The following is a 15,166-nucleotide window of genomic DNA, read 5'->3' as shown; positions in this document are numbered from 1 at the left end:
GCAGGGAAATGGACGAGCAGAAAATCGATCCGAAGATCTACGCGCTTTACGACGAGTATTGCCATTCCGGGATGGAGCGGCGCGAGTTCCTGAGGCGGGCGGCGGCCATGGCTGTGGTCGGGGGCTCCGGCCTTGCGATGGCGCAGGCCCTGCTGCCGGACTATGCGGCGGCCCAGACCGTCTCCTTCACCGACCCGCGCATCAAGGCGACCTACGAGCTTTACGACTCTCCGGGCGGCAACGGCGAGGAGGAGATGCGCGGCTACCTTGTCCAGCCGGCCGGCTCGGGGCCGTTCCCTGCCGTGCTGGTGATCCATGAAAACCGCGGGCTGAACCCGCATATCGAGGACGTGGCGCGGCGCGCGGCCGTCGAGGGCTTCCTCGCCTTCGCGCCGGACGGGCTCTGGCCGCTCGGCGGCTATCCGGGCAACGACGATGACGGCAAGGTCATGCAGCGCAGTCTCGACCGGGACAAGCTGATGGTCGATCTGCTGAACGGCGCGAAGTTCCTGAAGGACCATCCGCTTTCGAATGGGAAGCTGGGCGCCACCGGGTTCTGTTTCGGCGGCGGCGTGACGAACTGGCTCGCGACCGAGATGGGGGCGGATCTCGCCGCCGGGGTGCCGTTCTACGGGCGCTCACCGGAGGCGGCGGATGTCCCCAACATCAAGGCGGCGATGATGGTCCAGTATGCCGAGGAGGACCCGCGCATCAATGCCGGCAAGGATGAATACGAAGCCGCGCTGAAGGCGAACGGTGTCGATTACCGGATGTTCGTCTATCCCGGCACCAAGCACGGCTTTCATAACAACTCGACGCCGCGCTACGACGAGACGCAGGCGAAAATCGCCTGGGAGCGCACGGTGGCGCATTTCAGAGAACATCTCGCGGGGTAATCCACGACCGGCGTCAATGCGCTCCCGGATAGCGTACCGCGACCTCGGTACCGGCCTCGACCAGAAGCTCGATCATGCGCTTTTGCGAGGCCGTCGGGCGCCACCCGCGGCGCAGCGACAGGCCGATCCGGCGCGGCGCGGACGGCACGCGGAAATTCAGCCGGGTAAGGATGTCGAGGGAGACCTCGTGCCGCACCTGATGCGCCGAGATGAGAGCGACGGCATCGCTTTCCGTCAGCACGCCGCGGATCAGGATCAGGGAACTCGCCTCGACGATATGGGTCGGCCGGAGATCGCCCCGGCCGTCGAACATCTCGTCGAACTTGTCCCGCGTCGGCGCACCCGGCCGCGGCACGATCCATGTATAGTCGGACAGGGCCTCAAGGGTGAGATCCCAGCGTCCGGCGAGAGGATGGTCCGGGCGGGCAACCAGTTCCAGCCTGTCCTCGAACAGGGCACGCTGCTCGACATCGGCGATCACGTCCGGCTCCCGCAAGGCGCCGATCAGCATATCGATCTCGCCGTGCCGGAGCGCTTGCAGCAATGACTCGTAAGGACCGTCGACAACGCTGATATAGGCGTCGGGCCGCTCCTCCAGAAAGGCGGTGATGGCACGCGGCAGGACATAGGTCCGGGCGAGCGGCAGCGTGCCGAGCGTGATCCGCGCCGTGTCCCTCCCGTTATAGGCGGCGACATCCTCGAGCCCCTGCGCCAGCTCTCCGAAGGCAAGTCCCGCATGGCGGGCAAGCCGGTCCGCCGCCCGGGTCAGCACCACGCCCTGGGAGACCACCTCGAAAAGCGGCACGCCGGCATCCTTCTCCAGGCTCCGCGCGGTCCGGTAGAGCGCCGATTGGGACATGCCGAGGGAGCGCGCCGCGATGGAGAAATTACCGGTCTTGGAGACCGCGAGAAGCGCGCGCAGCTGGGCCGCGGTGACGCGCCGCTCGAAATTCGCCGCCGGTCCGGCGCCACGCCGAGCGGTCGGCCGTGCCCCGTCCGCGATGTGACCGAGCGCCCGCTTGGCACGCAGCAGAAACAGTTTCCCGGTTTCCGTCAGATGCAGGCCGTCGGCCGTACGGTCGAACAACACCGTGTCGAGCAGCGTCTCGAGCTTGGCGATCGCCTGTGTGACGGCCGGCTGCGAGAGATGCACCTCTTCCGCCGCCCGGCTGATGCTGCCCAGCGCAGCCGCCTCGCAAAAAGCGCGCAAGTGACGAAGATTGAGACGATCCGGCTCCATGGCGGGCCTTCCCCGAGGGTTGGAAACAGCATTATGCAATTTTCTTATAAGGAATATCGACCTTTGAAATTGGTTCCTTTCCGCATCGCGGCGCATAGTCGCGGCAGACACCGAACCCAGAGGCGAAAATGTCCGAGAAAAAAACAGCGCTGGTGATCAGCGCGCACGCCGCCGACTTCGTCTGGCGCGCCGGAGGAGCCATCGCGAAACACCAGAGCCTCGGCTATGACGTGACCGTGGTCTGTCTTTCCTACGGCGAGCGCGGCGAGTCCGCCAAGCTCTGGAAGGAAAGCGGCATGACGCTCGACAGGGTGAAGGCCGCGCGCCGTACCGAGGCGGAGAATGCCGCCGCCGCGCTCGGAGTCTCCGATATCCGTTTCATGGATCTGGGGGACTATCCGCTGATCCTGGAGCGCGAGGACAAGTACAAGCTGGTCGACATCATCCGCGAAGTACAGCCGCGCTTCATGATGTCCCACTCGAACTACGATCCCTACAACACCGACCACATGTACACGACCTCGATCGCGCTCGAGGCACGGATGATCGCGCAGGCCTGGGGACACAATCCGGGCGAAAAAGTTCTGGGCGCGCCGCAGCTCTACCTCTTCGAGCCGCACCAGACCGAGCAGATGGGCTGGAAGCCGGATACCTTCCTCGACATCACCGACGTCTGGGACAAGAAGCGCGCCGCCATCGAGTGCATGGAAGGCCAGGAGCATCTCTGGGCCTATTACACCAACGTAGCGGAGAACCGCGGCAACCATTTCCGGCGCAATTCGGGCGGCCAGTCCGGCGGGCGGAACGCGCGTTACGCCGAGGGTTTCCAGTCCGTCTTCCCGCGCACCGTCGACGAGCTTTGAGCCATGACCGAACCCTGCTTTGACGTCGCCCATCTCGCCCATGTCGAACTGTTGACCGACAAGTTCGAGGAGAGCCTGAATTTCTTCGTGAATGTCTACGGCCTGACCGAAAGCGGACGGGACGAGACCTCCGCCTATCTCCGGGCCTTCGACGATTACGAATATCACAGCCTGAAACTGACCCGTTCCGACACCACCGGCGTCGGTCATGTCGCCTACCGCGCCAGCTCGCCCGAGGCGCTGGAGCGCCGGGTCAAGGTGATCGAGGAGATGGGCTGCGGCATCGGCTGGGTCGACGGCGATATGGGCCACGGCCGCGCCTACCGCTTCACAGATCCGGACGGGCATGTCTTCGAACTCTATTACGACACGAACAAATACATCGCTCCGCCGGAGGAAAAACCTGCGCTGAAGAACATCGCCCAGCGCTTCCACGGACGCGGCGTCGGCGTGCGGCGGCTGGACCATCTGAACCTGCTCGCCACCGACGTCGAGGCGATCCGCGACTTCATGCGACAAGCCCTCGGCTCCCGCGTGACCGAGCAGATCGTGCTCGACAGCGGAACACTGGCGGGCTGCTGGTTCACGGTGAACAACAAGACATACGACATCGCCTATACCAAGGACATGACCGGGGTGAAGGGCCGCTTCCACCACGTCACCTACGCGGTCGACCAGCGCGAGGAGATTCTGCGGGCGGCGGACATCTTCCTCGAGAACGGGGTGTTCATCGAGACCGGACCGCACAAGCACGCCGTCCAGGGCACCTTCTTCCTCTATGTCTGGGAGCCCGCCGGCAACCGGGTCGAGGTCGCCAATGCCGGCGCCCGCCTGATCCTCGCGCCGGACTGGGAGACCGTCACCTGGACAGAGACCGACCGCAAGAAGGGCCAGGCCTGGGGCCTCAAGACCATCGAGTCGTTCCACACCCACGGAACGCCGCCCGTCGAGGGAGGAGCACACTGATGTCCGTCGTCGTCCAGAATATCGAGCGGGCCGATCCCGCAATCATCAAAGCGCTCGGCGAATGCGGCGTCGCGGCGGTGCACGAGGCGCAGGGCCGCAAGGGACTGCTCGCCTCCTACATGCGGCCGATCTATTCCGGTGCCGCCATCGCCGGCTCGGCCGTCACCATCCTCGCCCCGCCCTGCGACAACTGGATGATCCATGTCGCGATCGAGCAGCTGAAGGCGGGCGACATCATGGTCATGGCGACCACCTCGCCGTCCGACGCCGGCTATTTCGGCGACCTGCTGGCAACCTCCGCCAAGGCGCGCGGCTGCGTCGGCATGGTTCTGGACGCGGGCTGCCGAGACGTGAAGGACCTGACCGAGATGGGTTTCCCCGTCTGGTCCAAGGCGATCTGCGCCCAGGGCACGGTGAAGGAGACTCTCGGCTCGGTGAACGTGCCCGTGGTCTGCGCCGGTGCCGCCGTCGACCCGGGCGACATCATCGTCGCCGACGATGACGGGGTCTGCGTGGTGCGCCGCGAAGAGGCCGCCGAGGTGCTGGAGAAGACCCGCGCCCGGATCGACAACGAGGGCGAGAAGCGGGCCAAGCTGGCAAGCGGCGTGCTCGGCCTCGACATGTACGACATGCGCGGCAAGCTGGCTGAAAAGGGCCTTAAATATGTCTGACGGCGTGCCCGCCATGTGGATGCGCGGCGGGACTTCGAAAGGCGGCTATTTCCTCGCCTCCGACCTGCCGGCAGACATCGCGGAGCGGGACGCCTTCCTGCTCCGCGTCATGGGCTCGCCCGACCCGCGCCAGATCGATGGGCTCGGCGGCGCCGATCCGCTGACATCGAAGATCGCGGTCGTAAAACGGTCGGAGCGCCACGGCATCGACGTCGATTATCTCTTCCTCCAGGTCTTCGTCGATCAGGCCATCGTCACCGATGCGCAGAATTGCGGCAACATCCTCGCCGGGGTCGGCCCCTTCGCCATCGAGCGCGGCCTGGTAGAAGCGCAGGACGGCGAGACCGAGGTCTCGATCTTCATGGAAAACACCGATCAGATTGCGACGGCAACGGTCCGCACGCCCGGCGGCAAGGTAAGCTACGATGGCGAGGCGCGCATCGACGGCGTGCCGGGCACCTCCGCTCCGGTCCCGATCGCCTTCCGCGATACCGCGGGAAGCACCTGCGGCGCGCTGCTCCCGAGCGGTAACGTGGTCGACCAGGTCGAGGGCGTCGAGGCGACTCTGATCGACAACGGCATGCCCTGTGTCATCCTGCGCGCCGCCGATCTCGGCATTGCCGGCACGGAGACCCGCGAGGAGCTGGAGGCGAACGAGACGCTGCGGGCGCGGCTCGAAGCCATACGCCTCAAAGCAGGTCCGCTGATGAATCTCGGCGACGTGGCGGAGAAGTCCGTGCCGAAGATGACCATGCTCTCGGCGCCCCGGAACGGCGGCGCGATCTCGACCCGGACCTTCATTCCGCACCGCTGCCACGCCTCCATCGGCGTGCTCGGCGCGGTGACGGTCGCCACCGCCTGCCTGATCGAAGGCGCAGTCGGGTCAGAGCTGGCGGTGATCCCGGACGGAGCCCACAAGACGCTGCCGATCGAGCATCCGATCGGCGAGACCACGATCATCGCGGAACTGGACGGCGCAGGCGCCGTCGAGAGTGCCGCCATTCTTCGGACCGCCCGCAAGCTGTTCGACGGAACGGTCTTCGGCTGACAGAATGCAGGCAAAATCCCGAGGGACGGAAACCATGGACCAGAGAATTGCCTTCATCGGCTTCGGCGAAGCCGGCAGCGCGGTCGTGAGCGGCTGGAAAGACGTACCGGATATCCGCGTCTTCGACATCAAGACCGACTATGAGGCGCAGCGGCCCGCCATGCTGTCGCGCTACCAGGAGTTCGGCGTCGCCGGACGCATGAGCGCGGCCGAAGCCGTGCAGAACGCGGATCTGGTTTTCTGCACCGTCACCGCGGACCAGGCGGCGATCGCAGCCGGAAACTGTGCGCCGCATATGAAACCAGGCGCGCTCTGGCTCGACCTCAATTCCTGTGCCCCGTCGACGAAGAAGAGCGCCGCCGAGACCGTCGAGGCGGCGGGCGCGCGCTATGTCGATGTCGCGGTCATGGCGCCGGTCTATCCGAAACGCAACATGGTGCCGTTGCTGCTCGCTGGTCCGCATGCCGAGACCGTAAAGCCGTTGCTGGAAGCCCTTCCCATGTCGCCGCGCGTCGTCGAAGGACCGGTCGGATCGGCCTCCTCGATCAAGATGATCCGTTCCATCATGATGAAGGGCATGGAGGCGCTGACGGCCGAATGCGTGCTTGCCGCCGTTCGCGCAGGGGTGGACGAAGAGGTGCTCGCCTCGCTGCAGGCAAGCAATCCCGAAATCGACTGGAAGGCCCGTTCCTCCTACAATTTCGAGCGCTCGCTCCAGCACGGCATCCGCCGCGCCGCCGAGATGCGCGAGGTCGTGAAGACGGTGTCCGACCTCGGTTTCGCACCGGACATGGCGAGCGCCACGGTGGAATGGCAGGACCGGATGGGCGGGCTCGGCCTCGGGGCCGAGGTCAGCGAGGAGCTCGATTACCGGGAGATCGCGGCGAAGATCACGCAGCGCATGATGGCCGGAAATTGAATGCGCCTTGCAGGCATATTCAATTTTTCAATAGGACCGTCGGCAAATCGATTTCAGCCCCGCGTGGGTGGCTGATATTCAGATCATGCGCCTGCATACCCGTGCGGGATGGCCGAATAGTGAAACAGTTTGGCCGAAATTTAGAAGAATTATAAAAACTTCGTCTTGGACCGGTCGGTTTACTTGACTTGGCTCAATTGAAGCGGGCCATATCGCCTAGCCAGTAGGGAGGTGACAATGAAACTCAATATCGTGAAATCCGTCATAATGGCGGGCGCAATGCTCTCAATCTCGACGGTCGCACAGGCTGCCGATGTGACCCTGACGATGGCGCATTTCCTCAGCCCGAAAGCGCCGCCGCACGCCAAATTCCTCGAGCCCTGGGCCAAGAAGATCGAGGCCGAATCCGGTGGCCGGATCAAGATCGAGATCTTCCCGTCCATGACCCTCGGCGGCAAGCCGCCGGAGCTGTATCGCCAGCTGCGTGATGGTGCGGCCGACATCGTCTGGACCCTGACCGGCTATACCCCGGGCGTGTTCCCGCGGACCGAAGTGTTCGAGCTTCCGGGCGTGCACCAGGGGTCCGCCGAGGCGACCAGCCTTGCGATCCAGGACGAATTCGCCCTAATCGCAGAGGACTTCAAGGACATCAAGCCGCTCCTCGTTCACGTCCATGCCGGCCAGGCTATTCATCTGGTAAATGGTTGCGTCGATGGCGTCGCGGGCCTGAAGGGCATGAAGCTCCGGACTCCGTCGCGGACCGGCGGCTGGATGATTTCCAGCTGGGGCGCCGAGCCCGTCGGCATGCCGGTTCCGGCGCTGCCGCAGGCGCTCTCCAAAGGTGTCGTCGACGGTGCCCTGATCCCGTTCGAGATCGTGCCGCCCTTCAAGGTGCATGAGCTGACCAAATGCTCGATCGTCGGTGCCAACGGCAGCCGTTTCGGCACGTCCGTGTTCCTTTTCGCGATGAACAAGGACCGTTACGAGAGCCTTCCGGCCGACCTGAAGGCGATCATCGACGCCAATTCCGGTACCGCGATCGCCGGCGAAGCCGGCAAGCTCTGGGACGCCATTGAAACGCCGGGCCAGAAATTGCAGGAAAAAACCGGGTCACCGGTCAAGATGCTGGACCAGGCGGCAACCGACGGCTTCTCCGCGCTGACCGACCAGGTCACCGCGAAGTGGGTCGAGGAAGCCACCGCGGCCGGTATCGATGCCAAGGCGCTCGTGACAGCCGCGAAAGCCGCGGTTGCCAAGCATACCAAATAAGCGACAAAACATACCGATAAGGCGGGACGCTTCGGCGTCCCGCCGCATTCTGGGAGGGATCAGCGGTGAAACTGGTCGAACGGCTCGCCTCGCAATGGGCCCTTCTCGGCGGCATCCTTCTGCTCGCGATCATGATCGTCACCTCGGTCAATATCGCGGCCTTCGGGATGGACCGGGTCGCCCGCCTTTTCGGCGCCAATGTGTCGGCCCTTCCGGGCTATGAGGATTTCGTCCGGCTCGCGATATCCTGCACCGCCTTGATGTTCTTCCCCTATTGCCAGGTGAAACGGGGCCATGTGGTTGTCGACCTCTTCGCCTCGTCCTTTCCGCTCTGGCTTGTCCGGCTGCTCGACCGCGTCTGGTTGCTCACGATCCTGTCGCTGGCCGTTTTCCTGCTTTACTGGATGGTCCTCGGAATGATCGAAACTTATGAGGACTCGGCGCTCTCGCCGGTCCTCGGCTGGGCCGAATGGCCGTTCTACGTACCGGGCATCCTCTCCCTTTTTCTGTGGGCGGCCGTCGCCGCCGGCCAGGCCGTGAGGGGAGATCATCATGTTTGATCGCGAGACGATCGGCCTCATCGGGTTCGCCATCCTTTTCGTGCTCCTGATCCTCCGGGTTCCGGTCGGCCTCGCCATGATCATGGTCGGGGTCGGCGGCAATTTCGCGCTTTCGATCATCGCACCCTATCTGCGCTTCGAGCCTTACCTCGCGCAGTTCAAAACCCTGCTTTGGGGCACGGTCGCCAATTACAGCCTGTCGGTCGTTCCGCTCTTTATCCTGATGGGCTTCCTCGCCAGCCATTCGCGGCTCAGCCGGGATCTGTTCCAGGGATTCAACGCGCTTGTCGGTCATTTTCGCGGCGGCGTGGCGATGGCCGCGATCGGTGCCTGCGCCGGTTTCGGCGCGGTCTGCGGCTCTTCGCTCGCCACCGCCTCGACCATGGGCAAGGTCGCCCTGCCCGAACTCGACCGGCTGCGCTACGCGCCGAAACTCGCCACCGGGACACTGGCGGCGGGCGGCACGCTCGGCATTCTGATCCCACCGTCGGTCGCTCTGGTGATCTACGCGATCATCGTCGAGGCTTCGATCATCCAGATGTTCCAGGCGGCAATCATCCCGGGGCTTCTGGCGGTCGCCTTCTTCATCGCCGTGATCGCGCTGCTGGTTCGCCTGAAGCCCGAACTCGCGCCGGAAACGGCCGTCATGACCGCTTCGGAAAAACGTCAGGCGTATCTACGTCTGATCCCGGTCGTGGTCATTTTCGGCGCCATCATTCTCGGTCTCGGCGTCGGTCTCTTCACACCGACCCCGGCCGCCGCGATCGGCGCCACCGCGATCCTGCTCTACGGTCTGTTCCTGCGCTTTCTGAACCCGGAAGCCGGACTCTCAGCCTCCGGCATCAAATCCTCCGTGCTCGACACGGCGGTGACCAGCGGCATGATCTATTTCATTCTCTTCGGCGCCGAAGTCCTGAAAGGCTTCTTTGCCCGCGCCGGGCTGCCAGCCGCGATGGCGACCTGGGCCTCGGAGAGCGGCGTCGATCCGTGGATACTGCTCATCCTTCTGCTGCTGATGCTGATCGTGCTCGGCTGCTTCATGGACTCGCTCGCGATGATCCTCGTCGTGGTGCCGTTCTTCTGGCCGGCACTGGTGGAAATCAATGGCGGCGACTACGCAACGGCGGCCACCGCCGCCTACGGCCTCGGTCTTGAGGACCTGAAGATCTGGTTCGGCATCGTCGCACTTGTCGTCGTCGAACTTGGACTGATCACGCCACCGGTGGGACTGAACGTCTTCATCATTTCCGCCATGTCGCGCGGGATACGGATGGGCGAGGTCTTCGCGGGCGTAATGCCGTTCTTCGGCATCGAGATCATCCGCATCGCGCTGCTTCTGCTGCTGCCCGGTCTCTGCCTCTTTCTGCCACATCTGCTGGCAGGCTGACGCAGCGGTCCTCAGCGGAGAACGACGAGCGTCCGGACGAGATCGGGGGAGAGCGCGTAAGCCCCCTCGATCTCGAGCCCTTGCGGCAGATCGTCCGACAGTTTTCGCCGCAGCCTGAGCCTCGCGCGGCCGCCTTCGAGATCGTCGATCTCGGCATCCTCAAAACCGGTGAATGCGCCGAGCAGGGGTGAGATCGCCTTGTAGAGGCTTTCCTTCAACGAAAACACGAGCGTCACGCTTTCAGCAAAAGAGAGGGCTGGCATCGAGCCCATGGTCTCGCGGTCGAGCGAACAGAGGACGAGATCGGAGATCTCTGCCGCCGCAGCCTCCGTCATCGGCGCCTCGAAATCGAGCCCAATGCCGCGGCACGCGGCGGATGCAACCGCGACGGCACCGGCCATCCGGCCCGCATGGGTGATGGAGCCCTTGCATCCCTTCGGCCAGAGCGGCGCACCCGACGGAGAGCGGCCGACGGGCATTTCCGCAGAACCGCATTGCCGGAGCGCCTCGCGCGCACAGATCCGGCCGGCCAGATGCGCGGCGCGGCGCATCGGCACCGCTTCCGCAAGATCGTCCGGCAAAGGCACGTCCATGGCGGCGAAGTCGGCGGGCGTCGAGACATCGCTTTCGAAGCGGCTTTCCACCATCGCCGCCGGGATGCCCATGTCCGGAAAAGGCCAGGAACTCTCGAACCTCTGCGTGCGGGTCACGGCCGGTGGAGCCTCTCTTGCATCGTCATAAATTTATTCTAACAACCTAACGCATCGCCTGCTAAACTTCTGCAATTCTTGGGTTTTGCGCCGGGTAACTTCAGGGATACGCGCGCATCCCGAAGGGGGCGGTTTGGCAGCGAAGATCATTTCCTTCGTCACCATGAAGGGCGGCAGCGGGAAGAGCACGTCCGCGATGTGCCTCGGCGCCTATTGGCACAAGGCCGGAAAGAAGGTCGCCCTGATCGACGCCGACCCGGCCGGTACCCTCGTGCGCTGGATCGAGGCGGGCGAGGATCTGGCACAATTGTCCGCAGCGACCGCCGGTCCCGGCACGGTCGAGAAGCAGATCGACGCATCCCGGAAAACCGGCGCAGATTTCATCATCATCGATACACCCGGCTTCCAGTCCGACGCGACGGATGCCGCGATCCGGCAGGCCGACCTGCTGCTCATCCCCATGCGCCCGTCTCCGATCGACTATCAAGTGGCGGCCGATACGGCCGAGCATGTCGCCCGTCTGAGCGACGCGCCGGTGCGCTTCGTCCTCAATCAGACGACCCGCGGCAGCGTCATCGCCCGCCATATGCGGGCTCAGATGGAAGCGGCCGGACTTCAACCCATGGCGGTGGAATTTCCGGCCCGGGTAGCTTATGGTGAAGCCGCATTGGCGGGAACGACACCGAGCTATTATCAACCGCGCGGCGCGGCCGCTGCGGAAATCGCGGAATTCGCAGCCGAGACGGTCAAACTGCTGTCCCGGCGACGCACGAAAGCGAGAAAAGCGGGCAAGGCGGTATGAGCAAGAAACTCCCGGAACTGCGCCGGACCCAACGACCTAGCACGGCGTCGAGATCCGCGTCCGGCACCACGGCCAAAACCACGACCGCCGCGAAAGCGACTGCCAAAACCGCATCCCGTTCAACTGCGGCAAAGAAACCGGCTCGCACGGCCGGCACCAAGGCCGCTGCCAGCAGCTCGGCCGCGAAGCGCAGCACGCGCGCTCCGAACAGGAAAACCGATAAGCAGCCGGAAAAGGCCGCAGCCACTTCGTCAACCACATCGCAAACAACCACAGCAGGTGTTGCCATGACTGCAGAAACTGAAGCCGTCGCGTCCGAACCGGCCGTTGCCAACGTCTCGCTTCGCCGCGAGCAGGCCAAGGACATCGTTGCCAAATACGCCGCCTGGTCCTCGGCCTTCGGCGTGCTTCCGATCCCGTTCGCCGATATTGCCGGCATCTCCGGAACCCAGGTCGCCATGGTGGTTGCGCTCTGCAAGCACTACGGCGTGCCTTTCTCAAAGAGCTGGGTTCGCACCATTCTCGGCGCCATCGTCGGCGGCGTCGCGCCGTGGGCGGTGACCAGCGGCGTCGTCACCACCTTCCTCAAGTCCGTTCCGGGCTGGGGTCTCGGTGTCGGCTTCGTCGGGATGGCCGGACTTTCCAACATTGCGACCCGGACCATCGGGAAACTCTTCATCGAGCATTTCGAAGCCGGCGGATCGCTGGAAGATGTCGACACGGATGCGATGAAAGAGTCGCTTTCCGAAGAGATGAAGAAAAAGAGCTGAGACTTCGCTCCAGCTCAAAGGAAAAGCCGCGGCTGAAATGCCGCGGCTTTTTCATATCCGGGATTAGCGGCCTCAGAAGGTCAGGCCGAGCGCCGCATTCTCCGCCCGTCCCTTGGAGCCCGCGAATGTGTGAAGCCCGGCATCGAGGCCGTGCCGCGTGCCCTCCATAACGAGCGACATCACCCGCCCCCGCTCCTCGAACAGGAGCCCCAGTTCCTGCAAATAACCGAGACTGTCCGCATTCGTCTCCCGCATTTTGGCGAGCGATTGCGGCGTTTCCAGCGCCCGCAGCAATTCAACGTCCGGATCGTCCAACTCGTGCTCGACCTTGTGTCCGGTGCGCTGGTCTTCGACCAGCCAGCCGTAATCGTCCTCGATCAGGCGCAGACGCGGCGCGCCAGCCTCCGACTCCCAGCGGGCACGCCACTTCGTCACCGCGTCTCGCAGATGCGCCAGATGCTCGGCGAGGTCGACCTGATAGGGCGCATCTATGTTCCGGTCGCGGAAATAGTAGGCCATGTTCCAGACCACCTCTTCCGGGAAGGGATAGTTCAGCTCATGGTAGTCCAGCGGCTCGAGATCGAGGCCGAACGAATCCGCCTGGGTGAAATAGGGGCTGAAACGGTCGAACCGCACCGGAAAGACTCCGGAGGGCGGCGGCAAGTGGGTCAGACGCGGCAGGTTCGCACGGTACATTTCGAAGGTTTCGGCAGATTCTCCGGGGAACCCGACTAGCAGGTTCCAGACCGGCTTCACGCCCTCCGCCGCGCAGTCCGACAGGAATCGGATATTGTTGAAGGCGGTCGTCCCCTTGCGCATCAGCTTCAAGGTTTCCGTCGCGATGGACTCGACGCCCGGCTGCACTTCGACCACCCGCGCTTTCGCCAAGGTCTTCAGCTGCTCACGCGACAGGTCCGCCTTCACCTCGTAGAACAGGGTCACGTGGCCCGGCACATCCAGTTCCGGCAACAGGTCGTCGGTGTAGGATTTCGGGATGATGTTGTCGACGCTGGCGAAGCGGGTCACCCGGTCGGCGTATTTATCGACCATCTCCTGAATCGTCTTGCGCGCGAGATCGACCCCCATCTCTCGGAACTTCATGGTCGCACCGTTGAGCCCGCAGAAGGTGCAATGCGCCTTCTCGCCCCACCAGCAGCCGCGCGAGGTCTCGAACAGGAGCTCCACCTCGTCCGCCCGATGGTCGCCGAAATGACGCTGGTAGGACTCGAGATAGACCTCGTAATCGAGCGGCACGTCACTGTTGAGCGAGCGCTCCGGCCCGTCCACCTTGATGCCGTCGACTTGCAGCTCCGCCTTGGCGTCGCTCGGGCGACTGGCTTTCACCGCCGGGGCGAGCGCCGTGATGGAACGGCTATTGGCGCGGCTGAAGATGCCGTCGATCTTCGACATCGCCTCGGTCTCTCCGGTGCGGAAAGCGGTCAGGAACTTCGGAAAGTTCACCAGCGCGTGGCCGGAGAAGACATAGTCGAGCCAGGGCACGTTATTGACGATCTCGATGCCCATGTTGCCTTCGCAATTGGCGCCGCCCATCAAGACCAACGCCTTTGAGCCTGTTTCTTTCAGCTGCCGCGCCAAGGCGAAGCTCGGCATGTTCTGGAAGAACATCGAGGTCAGGCCGACGATGTCCGCATCCGCCAGGCCGTGGGTCTCGATCATCTCGTCCAGGATGCGCGGAAGGTCGGCCCTCACCGGCGCCAGCTCGCGGTGGTAGCGCTCGACCTGCGCCTCGCCGAAATGATGCAGGTAGCGGGCGAAATAGGCCTCGGTATTGTCGCCGTGCTCGGGGAAGGCGGCATGGCGGAACAGCCACTCGCCGAAACCGCAGGTATGGCCGGCGAGGCTCTCCGAGATCCAGGCATAGAGGTCCGGACCGACCAGCGCGCCGAAATCGTGGTTCAGGTAATGCACACTGGTTTCGGCGTCGGCGAATTTCTCCCGGACCACGGTTTCGAGCTGATGCAGCGCGATCGACGGGATCTGCAGCGACGAGAACGGCATGTTGACGAGCGCGATGCGCATGGATGACCTCCCCGGCTTCTCTAGTCGGATTACTCGGCCGCGCCGGCGACCTGCTCCAGCTCGGAATGCATCCGCCCCATGCTGACCAGTACCCGGCGCGAGCCAGTGAAGGGCCGGCGCGCATGAGAGGCGAGCATATTGTCGACCAGCATGACGTCGCCCGCCTGCCAGTCGAATTGCCGGGCCTCGTTCTGAAAGGCCGCGCGGACCTTCTCCAGTACCTCCGGCTCGATCGGCGTGCCGTCGCCGTACCGGGCGTCGCGCGGCAGGCCGTCCTCGCCGAAGATATCCGTCAGGTCCTCCAGCACGTCCTCGCCGAGCGCGGAGGCATGGAAGAGATGCGCCTGGTTGAACCAGAGCCGCTCGCCGGTCACCGGATGGCGCGCCGTTCCCTGGCAGGTCTGCGCGGTTTTCAAATGCCCGTCCGGGGTCCATTCAAACGCAATATCGTTCTCCCGGCAGAAGCGCTCGACCTCGCCCTTGTCCTCGGTCTGGAACACGGTCCTCCAGTCGAGATCGAAGCCCTCGTGATAGTTCCGAATGTAGCGGATACCGCGCTGCTCGACCTTGTCGAGGATCTCCTCGCCGAGCGTCCGAGTCACCTTACGCACGTCCGCCACCGGTGTCTGCCCGCCGGTCTCGGCCGGCTTGGTGCAGCAGAAAATAAGCCTCAGCGGCCAATCACGCTGATAGGCATTCTCGCAATGCATCAGGATTTCTTCGCTCGCCGGATACTCGGTCGCGGTCAGCACGCCTTCCAGCACCTCGGTACGCGGTGTCGAGCGGTAGACGTAATTCGCCGGCCGGCCGACCAGCAGGTCGCGGACCGGTGGGAAGCCGGTTTCGTCGGAGAGACCGATATTGCGCAGCACGACCACCGGGTGTTGATGCGCGAGCTCCTCGATCCCGGCGAGATTGGCCGAGACCCACGCGGCCGCGCTGTTACTGCTTCCGTCCGCTTCGACGATGACGGCGAAATCCTCGCCCTCGAACAATTTCCTGACAGTTCCGTCCAGCGTTGCCAT

The 15,166-nt window shown here is 64.1% G+C and carries 15 protein-coding genes; 11 read left to right on the top strand and 4 right to left on the bottom strand.

Features of this window, described 5'->3' with window-relative positions; translation table 11 throughout:
• Positions 1 to 8: 8 nt before the first annotated feature.
• Positions 9 to 896 carry a dienelactone hydrolase family protein gene (locus NUH88_RS13810; RefSeq protein WP_257766990.1) on the top strand — a complete coding sequence of 296 codons (888 nt, stop codon included), beginning with the start codon at positions 9 to 11 and terminating at the stop codon, positions 894 to 896.
• A 13-nt stretch (positions 897 to 909) separates the two neighbouring features.
• Here NUH88_RS13810 and NUH88_RS13805 read toward each other — a convergent pair whose 3' ends face one another.
• Complete coding sequence (locus NUH88_RS13805) at positions 910 to 2,136, bottom strand: LysR family transcriptional regulator (protein WP_257766989.1); 1,227 nt, start codon at positions 2,134 to 2,136, stop codon at positions 910 to 912.
• Positions 2,137 to 2,264: 128 nt separating this feature from the next.
• Here NUH88_RS13805 and NUH88_RS13800 point away from each other — a divergent pair, with 128 nt between their 5' ends.
• From NUH88_RS13800 to NUH88_RS13765, 8 genes are all read left to right on the top strand, one after another.
• Complete coding sequence (locus tag NUH88_RS13800; protein ID WP_257766988.1) at positions 2,265 to 2,999, top strand: PIG-L deacetylase family protein; 735 nt, start codon at positions 2,265 to 2,267, stop codon at positions 2,997 to 2,999.
• Between the two features lie 3 nt (positions 3,000 to 3,002).
• Complete coding sequence (locus NUH88_RS13795) at positions 3,003 to 3,965, top strand: catechol 2,3-dioxygenase (RefSeq protein WP_257766987.1); 963 nt, start codon at positions 3,003 to 3,005, stop codon at positions 3,963 to 3,965.
• Positions 3,965 to 4,636: a 4-carboxy-4-hydroxy-2-oxoadipate aldolase/oxaloacetate decarboxylase gene (locus tag NUH88_RS13790; RefSeq protein ID WP_257766986.1), complete on the top strand. Its 672-nt coding sequence runs from the start codon at positions 3,965 to 3,967 to the stop codon at positions 4,634 to 4,636. The genes NUH88_RS13795 and NUH88_RS13790 overlap by 1 nt, the downstream gene beginning before the upstream one ends.
• Positions 4,629 to 5,684 (top strand): 4-oxalomesaconate tautomerase, encoded by a 1,056-nt coding sequence (locus NUH88_RS13785; protein ID WP_257766985.1) that lies wholly within the window; start codon positions 4,629 to 4,631, stop codon positions 5,682 to 5,684. Before NUH88_RS13790 ends, NUH88_RS13785 begins: the two co-directional genes overlap by 8 nt.
• A 34-nt stretch (positions 5,685 to 5,718) precedes the next feature.
• On the top strand, positions 5,719 to 6,603 hold the full coding sequence (locus NUH88_RS13780; protein WP_257766984.1) for an NAD(P)-dependent oxidoreductase: 885 nt from the start codon (positions 5,719 to 5,721) through the stop codon (positions 6,601 to 6,603).
• A gap of 237 nt (positions 6,604 to 6,840) precedes the next feature.
• A complete protein-coding gene (locus NUH88_RS13775) occupies positions 6,841 to 7,872 on the top strand; it encodes a TRAP transporter substrate-binding protein (RefSeq protein ID WP_257766983.1) in 1,032 nt (343 codons plus the stop codon).
• Between the two features lie 65 nt (positions 7,873 to 7,937).
• The gene (locus NUH88_RS13770) at positions 7,938 to 8,432 is read left to right on the top strand and encodes a TRAP transporter small permease (protein WP_257766982.1); all 495 of its coding nucleotides are present in this window, start codon (positions 7,938 to 7,940) and stop codon (positions 8,430 to 8,432) included.
• Positions 8,425 to 9,819, top strand: coding sequence for a TRAP transporter large permease (locus NUH88_RS13765; protein ID WP_257766981.1), 1,395 nt, complete (start codon positions 8,425 to 8,427; stop codon positions 9,817 to 9,819). Before NUH88_RS13770 ends, NUH88_RS13765 begins: the two co-directional genes overlap by 8 nt.
• A gap of 11 nt (positions 9,820 to 9,830) precedes the next feature.
• Here the strand turns inward: NUH88_RS13765 and NUH88_RS13760 are convergent, their stop codons facing one another.
• Positions 9,831 to 10,529, bottom strand: a complete 699-nt coding sequence (locus tag NUH88_RS13760; RefSeq protein ID WP_257766980.1) for a 4'-phosphopantetheinyl transferase family protein — start codon at positions 10,527 to 10,529, stop codon at positions 9,831 to 9,833.
• A 133-nt stretch (positions 10,530 to 10,662) separates the two neighbouring features.
• Here NUH88_RS13760 and NUH88_RS13755 point away from each other — a divergent pair, with 133 nt between their 5' ends.
• Both NUH88_RS13755 and NUH88_RS13750 read left to right on the top strand, forming a co-directional pair.
• Positions 10,663 to 11,331 carry an AAA family ATPase gene (locus NUH88_RS13755; RefSeq protein WP_257766979.1) on the top strand — a complete coding sequence of 223 codons (669 nt, stop codon included), beginning with the start codon at positions 10,663 to 10,665 and terminating at the stop codon, positions 11,329 to 11,331.
• A gap of 287 nt (positions 11,332 to 11,618) precedes the next feature.
• Positions 11,619 to 12,101: a YcjF family protein gene (locus NUH88_RS13750; RefSeq protein ID WP_257766978.1), complete on the top strand. Its 483-nt coding sequence runs from the start codon at positions 11,619 to 11,621 to the stop codon at positions 12,099 to 12,101.
• Positions 12,102 to 12,173: 72 nt separating this feature from the next.
• Here the strand turns inward: NUH88_RS13750 and NUH88_RS13745 are convergent, their stop codons facing one another.
• Together NUH88_RS13745 and NUH88_RS13740 are read right to left on the bottom strand one after the other, a co-directional pair.
• Positions 12,174 to 14,141 (bottom strand): RiPP maturation radical SAM C-methyltransferase, encoded by a 1,968-nt coding sequence (locus tag NUH88_RS13745; protein ID WP_257766977.1) that lies wholly within the window; start codon positions 14,139 to 14,141, stop codon positions 12,174 to 12,176.
• Between the two features lie 29 nt (positions 14,142 to 14,170).
• Positions 14,171 to 15,166 carry a TauD/TfdA family dioxygenase gene (locus NUH88_RS13740; protein WP_257766976.1) on the bottom strand — a complete coding sequence of 332 codons (996 nt, stop codon included), beginning with the start codon at positions 15,164 to 15,166 and terminating at the stop codon, positions 14,171 to 14,173.

The sequence above is a fragment of the Nisaea acidiphila genome (assembly GCF_024662015.1).
Classification (GTDB): Bacteria; Pseudomonadota; Alphaproteobacteria; order Thalassobaculales; family Thalassobaculaceae; genus Nisaea; species Nisaea acidiphila.
Note: the sequence above shows the minus strand (reverse complement) of the source record. Positions and strands in the feature narration are given on the sequence as shown.

Bases quoted from the DNA above. Each gene is read 5' to 3' on its own strand.
- NUH88_RS13805 (WP_257766989.1), bottom strand. From the start codon at position 2,136: ATGGAGCCGGATCGTCTCAATCTTCGTCACTTGCGCGCTTTTTGCGAG.
- NUH88_RS13810 (WP_257766990.1), top strand. From the start codon at position 9: ATGGACGAGCAGAAAATCGATCCGAAGATCTACGCGCTTTACGACGAG.
- NUH88_RS13790 (WP_257766986.1), top strand. From the start codon at position 3,965: ATGTCCGTCGTCGTCCAGAATATCGAGCGGGCCGATCCCGCAATCATC.
- NUH88_RS13795 (WP_257766987.1), top strand. From the start codon at position 3,003: ATGACCGAACCCTGCTTTGACGTCGCCCATCTCGCCCATGTCGAACTG.
- NUH88_RS13765 (WP_257766981.1), top strand. From the start codon at position 8,425: ATGTTTGATCGCGAGACGATCGGCCTCATCGGGTTCGCCATCCTTTTC.
- NUH88_RS13785 (WP_257766985.1), top strand. From the start codon at position 4,629: ATGTCTGACGGCGTGCCCGCCATGTGGATGCGCGGCGGGACTTCGAAA.
- NUH88_RS13775 (WP_257766983.1), top strand. From the start codon at position 6,841: ATGAAACTCAATATCGTGAAATCCGTCATAATGGCGGGCGCAATGCTC.
- NUH88_RS13750 (WP_257766978.1), top strand. From the start codon at position 11,619: ATGACTGCAGAAACTGAAGCCGTCGCGTCCGAACCGGCCGTTGCCAAC.
- NUH88_RS13745 (WP_257766977.1), bottom strand. From the start codon at position 14,141: ATGCGCATCGCGCTCGTCAACATGCCGTTCTCGTCGCTGCAGATCCCG.
- NUH88_RS13780 (WP_257766984.1), top strand. From the start codon at position 5,719: ATGGACCAGAGAATTGCCTTCATCGGCTTCGGCGAAGCCGGCAGCGCG.
- NUH88_RS13740 (WP_257766976.1), bottom strand. From the start codon at position 15,166: ATGGCAACGCTGGACGGAACTGTCAGGAAATTGTTCGAGGGCGAGGAT.
- NUH88_RS13800 (WP_257766988.1), top strand. From the start codon at position 2,265: ATGTCCGAGAAAAAAACAGCGCTGGTGATCAGCGCGCACGCCGCCGAC.